The organism is Micromonospora sp. KC723 (assembly GCF_004348595.1).
Classification (GTDB): domain Bacteria; phylum Actinomycetota; class Actinomycetes; order Mycobacteriales; family Micromonosporaceae; genus Micromonospora.
In genome coordinates this window covers 22,309-32,134 of the sequence record NZ_SMKD01000063.1, presented here as the reverse complement: position 1 = coordinate 32,134, position 9,826 = coordinate 22,309, and the positions used below count along the sequence as shown (strand labels likewise).

Annotated in this window: 6 protein-coding genes; 2 read left to right on the top strand and 4 right to left on the bottom strand. The window is 74.5% G+C overall.

The window, feature by feature from the left end; all coding sequences use genetic code 11:
• The 3 genes from E1165_RS29025 to eccB form a co-directional block, all read right to left on the bottom strand.
• A partial coding sequence (locus E1165_RS29025; protein WP_165945237.1) for a WXG100 family type VII secretion target occupies nucleotides 1-845 on the bottom strand: 845 nt, incomplete at its 3' end.
• On the bottom strand, nucleotides 838-1,206 hold the full coding sequence (locus E1165_RS16020; RefSeq protein ID WP_132392238.1) for a hypothetical protein: 369 nt from the start codon (nucleotides 1,204-1,206) through the stop codon (nucleotides 838-840). The genes E1165_RS16020 and E1165_RS29025, both read right to left, overlap by 8 nt.
• Before the next feature lie 109 nt (nucleotides 1,207-1,315).
• Nucleotides 1,316-2,794 carry a type VII secretion protein EccB gene (gene eccB / locus E1165_RS16015; RefSeq protein ID WP_132392236.1) on the bottom strand — a complete coding sequence of 493 codons (1,479 nt, stop codon included), beginning with the start codon at nucleotides 2,792-2,794 and terminating at the stop codon, nucleotides 1,316-1,318.
• 153 nt (nucleotides 2,795-2,947) lie between these two features.
• Between eccB and E1165_RS16010 the strand changes: the two genes are divergently transcribed.
• Nucleotides 2,948-4,129, top strand: coding sequence for a type VII secretion protein EccE (locus tag E1165_RS16010; protein ID WP_132392234.1), 1,182 nt, complete (start codon nucleotides 2,948-2,950; stop codon nucleotides 4,127-4,129).
• Here the strand turns inward: E1165_RS16010 and eccD are convergent.
• The gene (gene eccD, locus E1165_RS16005) at nucleotides 4,113-5,510 is read right to left on the bottom strand and encodes a type VII secretion integral membrane protein EccD (RefSeq protein WP_132392232.1); all 1,398 of its coding nucleotides are present in this window, start codon (nucleotides 5,508-5,510) and stop codon (nucleotides 4,113-4,115) included. The two genes, E1165_RS16010 and eccD, sit on opposite strands and share 17 nt — an antisense overlap.
• A 169-nt stretch (nucleotides 5,511-5,679) precedes the next feature.
• Here eccD and eccCa point away from each other — a divergent pair, with 169 nt between their 5' ends.
• The gene (gene eccCa / locus E1165_RS16000; protein WP_132392230.1) at nucleotides 5,680-9,642 is read left to right on the top strand and encodes a type VII secretion protein EccCa; all 3,963 of its coding nucleotides are present in this window, start codon (nucleotides 5,680-5,682) and stop codon (nucleotides 9,640-9,642) included.
• The last annotated feature ends 184 nt before the right edge of the window (nucleotides 9,643-9,826 follow it).

The following is a 9,826-nucleotide window of genomic DNA, read 5'->3' as shown; positions in this document are numbered from 1 at the left end:
GCCCCGGCCAGGCCACCGGCCGGCGAACCCCCGTCGGTGGCCGGACCAGCCCCGGCGAGCGAGGTGCCGGCGTCCGCGTCGATCACCCCCGGGTTGCCGCCGGGTGTGGTCACCGCCCGCTCGGGTCCGGAGGCCCCCGAACCGGCCCCGCCGGAGCCGTTCCCTGGCCCGGCTGCCGCGCTTCCCGGCGTGCCCACCGTGGACCACCCGCCCGTGCCGGGCCCGGCCGCCGGCGCGCCCACCGACGGGCCCCGCCGCGCCGGCGCACCAGGCCGGTCGGCCTCGCCCGGCAGGCGCGGCGGCGGCGCCGGCGGGTCGACGACCCGGCCGTAGGAGGCGACCTCGTAGCCGGCCGCCAGGTCGGCGACCACCTGCACCATCCGCTGGTGAGCCTTCTCCTGCTCGGCCTTGTCCTGCTGGTGGCCCAGAAAACCACCGATGATCATGCCGGGCACGCCGGCGATCAGCCCCTTGGTCGCGCCCTCGACGGCCTTGTCGTGATCGTCGGTCTCCTCCGGGCTCTCCGCCTTCTGCTGCGCGGTGCGCAGCTGACCCGCCATCAGGTTGACCGCGTCACGGACCTCGGCCGTGCCCTCGGCGAGCCCGGCGGAATAGCTCACCACCAGCGACAGCCGGTCGTGGAACTCGCGGGCCGCCTCACCCGTCCAGGCCGGTGCCAGCTTGTCGAGGTCGCGTTCGAGATCCTGGGCCAGGCCGTCGAGGGTGTCCCGCAGCGAACTCCACTGGCTCGCCAGGCCCTCCACCTGCCGCGGGTCGCCGGCGTGCACCGCGTCGTAGAGCTCGCGGTGGCTGACGTGCTGGTAGCGCTGCGCGTAGTCAGACACTGCCGTCCCCCCGCCCGGTGAGCGCCTCGTCCACCCCGTCCAGCACGGCGGCGATGTCGGCCGCGTTCGCCGCGTTGCGCGCCTCGGTGGTGCGGTAGTTCGTCATCACCGTGTGCGTCGCGGCGCGGGAGGCCTCCACCGCGCGGCGCAACCGGGCCACCCGCTCGGCGTAGCTGGCCTGGATCTCGGTGTAGCGGCGGGCGTTGCCGGTGGCGTCGGCGAAGGAGCCGAGGGCGGGCGTACGGCACTGCAACTCGGTGTTCAGCTTCCGTACGGCCGCCTCGGCCTGGGCCAGCCGGTCCGCCAACCGCTGGTGGAAGTCCTCCAAGGACAGTACGTCGACTGTCGTGCGCCCGGTCATGGCAGCATCCCCGTTGTCCATAGTCGATGCCGTCGGCAGTCGATACCGCCGGCTCCCCAAGGTTAGTCGACCGTCGCCGCCCCGGGCGACCCGTCGACGGCCGGCACGCTCAACCGCCCGGCGTCGGCGACCGCGGCGTCTCGTCCCGCGCCGACGGCGTCGGGCCCGCCGCCGGGCCGTCCGGCGCGAAGTAGGCCAGCGCGTCGCGCCGCTCCAGGGTCGGCCCGGTGGGCACGAGGGAGAGCAGTGCGGCCGGCACCACCAACGGTTTCACCCCGCCGTACCCGAGGGCGGCCAGCGCGTCGCCGGAGCTGCGGCCGAGCGGGTACCGCATCCCCTGCGGAGTGATCAGGTAGACGGTCGCGCCGGCCGCCGGCTCCGTACCCTCGCCGGCGCCCGGCGCGGCCTGCGCGAGCACGCCCTTGCCGCCCGGCAGCAGCACCTGCCCGGCGGTCTCCACGGCGTCGCGCGGGCCCTGGCGTACCGCCGTCGTGCCGTTGCCGTCGGCCAGCTCCGCCGGCGTCCGGTCGAACACCTCCAGGGTGGTGGTCGGCGCGCCGCCGGCCGGGCCCGGCCGGTACGTCGCGCAGAGCACCGTCTGGCCGGGGCGTACCGACCGCAGCGTGGGCAGCGTCTGCGGCGTCCCCTCGGCCTCCAGCCGCCGGTCGGTCAGCAGCCGGCCGGCCTCGTCCGGGGTGATGTCGGTGACCTGGCCGCCGTCGCTCTGCAACAGCAGCGCGCTCACCTCTCCGATGGACACCAGACCCTCGCGGGTCAGCACGTAGTGCGCCCCGGCGGCCCGGAACACGTCACCGATCCGGGCGGCGCGCCCGCCGACGGACCGCCCGCTCGGCGTGCCGTCGCCGTCGATCGCCAACCGCCGCAGCGCCGGCCCCGCCGGCACCGCGTTGAGCAGGGGCGCACCCACGTCGAGGGTGGTCGCGCTGGTCATCTTGAGCGCGGCGAGCGCCGGCTCCGCGCCGACGATCTGCAGCCGCGCCCCGCCTTCGAGCAGGAACCGTTGACCGCCGCCCCGGACCAGGACCGCCTGGTCGGCCAGCGGGGCCCCGCCGGTGAGCGGCCGGTCGATGACCAGCCGGGTGGTCGACCGGCGGGAGTCGCCCGGGGTCGGCACGTCACAGACCGACCAGGGCAGACCGACCAGCGACCGACGGTCCGGCAGCGCGTCGGGGGCGCCGAGGATGCCGACGGTACGACCGCGGGGCCGGTCCTCGATCGACGCGCGGGACATCGTCCGCACCGGCGGGTCGGCCTCGTTGAGGATGAGCCGCGCCGAGGCGTAGTTCAGGGTCGGGTGCAGCACCCCGTCGGCGAAGACGTACGTGGCCCCGGTCTCCCGCTCGATCACCAGGGTGTTCGCCTCCAGCGGGGCGGCGTTGCCGGTGAACAGGCCGTACGCCCCGACACCGCCGAGCACGACGGCGGCGGCGAGCACGCTGCCGAGGACGGCCACGCCGAGCCGCCGCATCGGCAGGTTCGTGGTCTCCGGGTCGCCGGAGAGCATCCCCGAGACGATGCGACGGGTGACGAAGCGGTATGCCTGCACCTGATCGCGGCGGGTCCGCATGGTTGACCTCCGGCAGCGACTGGTCCGCGACGATCAGGTCCGAACTCCGTCGCGGGCTTCCCTACGATAAGGGGCCGTCGGCGGGTGGTCGGACCCCCGCCCGCCCACCGCCCCGGCGGATGCCCGCGCGATGTCCAGAAGGGACGCCCACCGATGACGCCGCTCGCCGCGCCACCCGGTCGTACGCCCACCACTCCCAGCGGCCCGGACGACCGTCCGGTGGTGCCCGCCGACCGGCGCGGACGCGGGCGGATCGGTCCCGTGGCCGTCGGTCAGCTCGTCCTGGTGGAGGTCTGCGGGGTCGCCGTCTGGGCGGCCCTGGGCGGGCCGGGCTGGCTGGTCGGGGTGGTCGGCGCCCTCGCCGCGCTGGTGCTGGCGGCGACGTTCCTCCGGCGCGACGGCCGCTGGTGGTACGAGGACCTGCTGCTGCGCCGCCGGCTGGGACACCGCCGCGACCAGGCACGGGCGGCCGTCGCGGAGGGCCGGGTCGTCGACCCCCGGCTGGCCGCGCTCACTCCCGAACTCAGCCTGATCGAGCTGACCGAGCGGGGTACCCGGCTGGGCATCGGTCAGGACGGGCGGGGCTGGTTCGCCGCCGTGCTGCTCACCGGGCGGCCCGGCGCGCCGGCCGGCTCCGTGGAGTCGTCCATCGTGGACCACGCGTTGCGGGTGCTGGCGGACTTCTCCGGCCCGGTCACCCTCACCCAGGTCGTCTCGCACACCCTGGTCTGGTACCCGGCACCCGGGGCGCCGGCGGCCGCCCACCGTACGGTCTGGGTGGCGCTGCGGCTGTCCGTGCCGGACGCCCGCACCGAGACGGTGGCCCGTGGCGGCGGGATGCCCGGGGTGCACCGGACGGTCGCCGCCGCCGTCGGCCGCCTCGGCAAGGCCCTGACCGCGGCCGGCCTCGGCCACCGGGTGCTCGGCCGCGACGAACTGCGCGCCGCGGTGGTCTCCGCCGCCGGTCTCGACCTGGCGCCGGCGGCCCCGGCGGAGACCTGGACCGGGCTGCGCGGCGGCGGCTGGACCCAGCGCTGCCTCACCCTGCGGCGTCGGACCGGCACGCCGCTCGGCACGCTGGTGGACGCGGTCACCGCCACCTCGGCCCCGTCACACACCGTCGCCGCGGTGGTGGTGCCCGGCAGCCGGCCGGTGCCGCCGCTGCTGCGGGTCGCCGCACCCGACGGCCACGTCGAGGCCCTGGTCAAGGTGGTACGCGAGGTGGCCCACCGGTGCGGGGTCCCGGCCCGGCCGTTGGACGGGCAGCACGGGCCGGGCGTCTACGCCACCACGCCGGTCGCCACCGCGGCCGGGACGATCAGGGTCGGAGATTGACGATCCACCCGTAGATGCCGCACGCCCAGAACGCCAGCGGCACCAGCGAGACGATCAGCAGGATCTCGACGATGTCCAGGACCCGCCCCCAGACCGGTGAGATCCGCTTGCCCGCCACGCTGAGCCCGTAGACCAGGCTGATCACCGCGGTCAACGCCAGGCCGCCGAGGACCAGCCCCAGGCGGGCCGGCAGCGTGCCGCCGGCGAACACGGCCCAGGCGGTCAGCGCCAGCCCGACGGTGCCGGCGAAGAGCACCGGGGTGCGCTGGGTACGCCCGATGAACGGCCGGGCGCGCAGCAGCGACAGCAGTGCCAGCACCAGGCAGAGCAGCACGGCGGGCAGCCCGCCGTCGACGGCGAGGACGACCTGGCCGCCGAGCACGACCAGGGACACCGTCCACAACAGGCCGGAGAGGAACTGGTCGGCCCGCTCGCTCTGCCGTAGCACCCGCCGGCCGTCGACCGACTCGGTGTCGGTCTTCAGGTCGTCCGGGCCGGTGGGGATGGAGGGCACCGGGAGCCGCGCCAGCCGGTAGGCGGTCATCGGCAACGCCGGCAGCGTGGCGAAGACCACCGTGGCGACGATCGCGGCGGCCGCCGCCGCGCCGACGTCGAAGAGCGACGGGAGCAGCGCGCCGCCGGCGGTGGCGGCACCGACGGCCACCGCCCCGAGGAACAGCGGCATCCGGTCACCGACGGCCAGCCCGGCGACCGCCCCGAAGAGCACCACGGCCGCCCCGGCGAGCAGCACGTGCGGACCGGCCAGCTCGGTGAGCCGCCGGTCGCCGGCCAGCACCAGCAGGCCCCCGACGGCGGCGTACGCGATGCCGGTCACGGCCAGCACCGTGCCCGTGCGGCTGTCGCCGGTGGCCCGGGACAGCACCGCCGCGGCCACCATCAGCAGCACGGCCACCAGCAGGGCGGTCAGCGCGCCGGGCAGTTGCGGCGGCCCGGCCAGCAACGTCACCGCCGCGCCGAGGCCGAGCGTCGCCGCCGCCAGCAGCACCGAGAACGACCGGGTGGTGGCGACCTGCCAGGCGCCGGGACGCTGGTTGGTGGCGGTCGCGACCGCGTCCACCACGTCGTCGAAGACGATTTCCGGCGTGGCGGCGGCCCGGGGGTTGAAGTAGAGCACCTCGCCGTCGCGGACCCCGAGCTGGGTGGCGGTGCGGCCACCGTCGAGCGGCGGGCCGCCGAGGCGGGCCAGCGCCCAACCACCATGCCGTACGCCCTCGTCGGCCAGGTCCTCACCGGCGTACCGGAGCAGGGTCGGCAGCAGGTCGGCCAACGGGACGTCGGACGGGAGCGCCAGATCCATCCTGGTGCGCGGGGCCACGATGGTGACCCGGCTCAATCCTCCGGTCGCCGACTTCGTCGCCACTGTGGCCTCCTCGTGCTCGGTCAGATCCACCTCGCCCCGGCGGCCTCGCCCCCGTGGGTCAACGACGCCCACGGGAGATTACCTACGATGGCGGGCGCGTACGATGCCCACCCGACGTCTCCGGTCGGTCGCGTACCGCGTCAGGGCCGCTCTTGGGGAGGAGACAGCCGTGAGCACGGTCGTGTTCCGTCGGCTTCCGCGTCAACCGGGGCCGGCACTGCCACGTGGCGAGGTGCTCCTGGAGTCCCCTCCGGAGCTGCCCGAGCAGACGCCCCGCAGCCTGGGACAGCTGCTGATGATCCTGCCGATGCTCTGCGGTGTCGGCGCGATGGCGTTCCTGTACGCGGGCCGGGGCGGCAGCACCATGACGTACGTCGCCGGTGGCCTGTTCGGGGTGTCCATGCTGGGCATGGCGCTGGGCACCCTCGGCAACGGCAACAACGACAAGGCCGAGCTGAACGCCGAACGGCGCGACTACATGCGGTACCTGGGGCAGATGCGCAAGCGCACCCGCCGGGCCGCCGAGCAGCAGCGGGCGGCGATGACCTGGCGGCACCCCGAACCGGACGCGCTCTGGTCGATCGCGGCGTCCCGGCGGATGTGGGAGCGGCGGATCACCGAGGACGACTTCGGTGAGGCCCGGATCGCCACCGGGCCGCAGCGGCTGGCTGTGGAGATCGTCCCGCCGGAGACCAAGCCGGTGGAGGACCTGGAACCGATGAGCGCGATCGCGCTGCGCCGGTTCGTCCGGGCCCACTCCAGCGTGCCCGACCTGCCCACCGCGCTGTCGCTGCGGGCGTTCAGCCGGGTCGTGCTGCGCGGTGACCGGGAACCGGTGCTCGACCTGACCCGGGCCGCCCTGGCCCAACTGGTCACCTTTCACGCCCCGGACGACCTGATCCTCGCGGTGGTGGCGGCCCCGGACCGCCAGTCGGCCTGGAACTGGGTGAAGTGGCTGCCGCACGCCCACCACGGCGCGCGTACCGACGCGGCGGGCGCCCGCCGGCTGGTCTTCGCCAGCCTCGCCGAGGCCGAGGAGTCGCTCTCCGCCGAGTTGGCCGGCCGGCCCCGTTTCGCCCCCGAGGCCAAGCCGCTGACCTCCGTCCCGCACGTGGTGGTGGTGATCGACGGCGGGGAGGTCTCGGCGACCTGCCAGCTGATGGGGCCGGGGCTGCTCGGCGTCACCACGATCGACCTGTCCGGCGCCGTCCCGCGCGACGCCGGGCGTTGGCTGCTCTGCCTCGACGCCGGTGACGGCCGCTCACTGGAGCTGGTCCGGGGCACCGCCAGCTCGCGCCTCGGCACACCCGACCGGCTCAGCGCCGAGGCGGCCGAGGGCCTGGCCCGGCAGATCGCCCCGTACCGGCTCTCCCAGCAGCAGACCACGTCGGAGGAGCCGCTGGCCCGCAGCATGGAGCTGCCCGACCTGCTCGGCGTCGGCGACGCCGCCGCCGTCGACGTGCAGCAGACCTGGCGGCCCCGCAGCCAGCGGGACCGGCTGCGCATCCCGCTCGGCGTCGGCCCGGACGGCAACGTGGTGGAGCTGGACTTCAAGGAGTCCGCGCACGAGGGCATGGGCCCGCACGGCCTGATCATCGGCGCGACCGGTTCCGGCAAGAGCGAGCTGCTGCGGACGATCGTCGGCGCGCTCGCCGTGACGCACTCCTCCGAGGAACTCAACTTCGTCCTTGTCGACTTCAAGGGCGGCGCCACCTTCGCCTCGCTGGACGCGCTGCCGCACACCAGCGCGGTGATCACCAACCTGGCCGACGAGCTGCCGCTGGTCGACCGGATGAAGGACGCGCTCGCCGGGGAGATGACCCGCCGGCAGGAGGTGCTCCGGGCGGCCGGCAACTACGTCTCCCGGTTCGACTACGAGAAGGCCCGGGCCGCCGGTGAGCCGCTCGCCCCGATGCCCAGCCTGCTCATCATCTGCGACGAGTTCAGCGAGCTGCTCGCCGCCAAGCCGGACTTCATCGACCTCTTCGTGATGATCGGCCGGTTGGGCCGGTCGCTCGGCGTGCACCTCCTGCTGGCCTCGCAGCGGCTGGAGGAGGGGAAGCTGCGTGGGCTGGACACCCACCTGTCGTACCGGATCGGCCTGCGCACCTTCTCCGCGGTGGAGAGCCGAATCGTGCTCGGCGTGCCCGACGCGTACGAGCTGCCGAACGCCCCCGGTCACGGCTACCTGAAGACCGACACCAGCACCATGCTGCGGTTCCGGGCGGCGTACGTCTCCGGGCCGTACCGCCCGCCGGGGCAGATCGCGCGGACGTCCCGGGCGATGGTGCAGCGGCGGATCGTGCCGTACGGGGTGAACTTCGTGCCGGTGCGGGTGCCGCAGGCGCCGGTCGAGGTGACGGCGGTGGAGGAGAAGCCGGCCGACGGCAAGACCGTGGCGATGCTGGACGTGCTCATCGACCGGCTCAGGGGGCGGGGCACCCCGGCGCACCAGGTGTGGCTGCCGCCGCTGGCCGAGCCGCCGAACCTCGTCGACGTGCTGCCGCCGCTGGCGGTGCACTCCACCTTCGGGCTGTGCACCGCGACCTGGCCGGGCCGGGGGCAGCTCACCGTCCCGGTCGGCGTGGTGGACCGGCCGTACGAGCAGCGGCGCGACCCGATGCTGGTCGAGTTGGCCGGTGCGGGCGGCAACGTGGTCATCGTCGGTGCCTCGCTGAGCGGCAAGAGCACCCTGCTCCGTTCGATGATCGCCTCGCTGGCGCTCACCCACACCCCCCGCGAGGCGCAGTTCTTCTGCCTCGACTTCGGCGGCGGCGCGCTGCGCAGCCTGGAGGGCCTGCCGCACGTCGCCGGGGTGGCCGGCCGGCGGGACACCGAGGCGGTCCGCCGTACCGTCGCCGAGGTGATGGCGGTGCTGGACGACCGGGAGACCCGGTTCGCCCAGCACGGCATCGACTCGGTGGCCAGCTACCGGCGGCGGCGGGCGGCCGGCGAGTTCGCCGACGACCCGTTCGGTGACGTCTTCCTCGTCGTGGACGGCTGGAACACGCTGCGCCAGGAGTACGAGGAGTTGGAGCAGACCATCACCAACCTGGCCAACCGCGGCCTGGGTTTCGGGGTGCACGTGGTGCTGACCGCGGTGCGCTGGGCGGAGGTCCGGATCAACATGCGGGATCTGCTCGGCACCAAGCTGGAGCTGCGACTGGGTGACCCGAACGAGTCCGAGATCGACCGGCGGGCCGCCGCGAACGTGCCGACCGGCGCGCCCGGCCGTGGCCTGACCCGGGACAAGCTGCACTTCCTCGCGGCGGTGTCCCGTATCGACAACCGCCGGGACGTCGACGACCTGACCGAGGCGTCGGTCAAGCTGGCGGAGCACGTCGCCCGGGCCTGGCCCGGTCAGCCGGCGCCGAAGGTACGCCTGCTGCCGCGCCGGCTGCCCTTCGCCGAGCTGATCGAGGTCTCCGACCGGTCGGTGCCCGGCCTGCCGATCGGCGTGAACGAGTCGGCGCTCGCCCCGGTGCACCTGGACCTGGCGAACGAACCGCACCTCACGGTCTTCGGTGACGCCGAGTGCGGCAAGACCAACGTGCTGCGGCTGATCGCCCGGGGGATCGTCGAGCGGTACACGCCGGCGCAGGCGCGGATCGTCATCGCCGACTACCGGCGTGGCCTGCTCGGTGCGGTCGAGGGCGATCACCTGCTCGACTACGCACCGTCCAACCAGGTCTTCAGCCAGGGCCTGGGTTCGATCCGCAGCGCCCTGCAGAACCGCCTGCCGGGGCCGGATGTCACCACCGCGCAGCTACGCGACCGGAGCTGGTGGAAGGGGCCGGATCTCTACGTCCTGGTGGACGACTACGACCTGGTCGCCTCCGGCGGCAGCAACCCGCTCAGCGCCCTGCACGAGCTGTTGCCGCAGGCCCGTGACATCGGGCTGCACCTGATCGTCACCCGGCGGGTCGGCGGCATCGCCCGGGCGTTGTACGAGCCGGTGTTGCAGCGACTGCGGGAGCTGGACTCGCCGGGTCTGCTGATGTCGGGCAACCGGGAGGAGGGTGCCGTCTTCGGCACGTTGCGACCCAGCCCGCAGCCGCCCGGACGCGGCACCCTGGTACGTCGGCGGGACGGCCAGCAGCTCATCCAGACCGCCTGGGTCGAGCCGGTGTGAGCATTGGCGAGTGTGGCCGACCCGTCACCGCAAGAAACGGGAAGTTTGTCGATTGACGGGAACGCGATCGACGCCCGTCGGCCACTTCGTCCACAATGATGCGAGGGGTGGTGTCGGCCCGTCCGGGCAGGGCAGCGAGCCGTGGGCGCGGTGGGCTACCGTCTCTACGAGTGTCCGTCGGTGG

Excerpts from the sequence above, each read along its gene's own strand:
- E1165_RS16020 (WP_132392238.1), bottom strand. The coding sequence starts at position 1,206 with ATGACCGGGCGCACGACAGTCGACGTACTGTCCTTGGAGGACTTCCAC.
- eccB (WP_132392236.1), bottom strand. The coding sequence starts at position 2,794 with ATGCGGACCCGCCGCGATCAGGTGCAGGCATACCGCTTCGTCACCCGT.
- E1165_RS16010 (WP_132392234.1), top strand. The coding sequence starts at position 2,948 with ATGACGCCGCTCGCCGCGCCACCCGGTCGTACGCCCACCACTCCCAGC.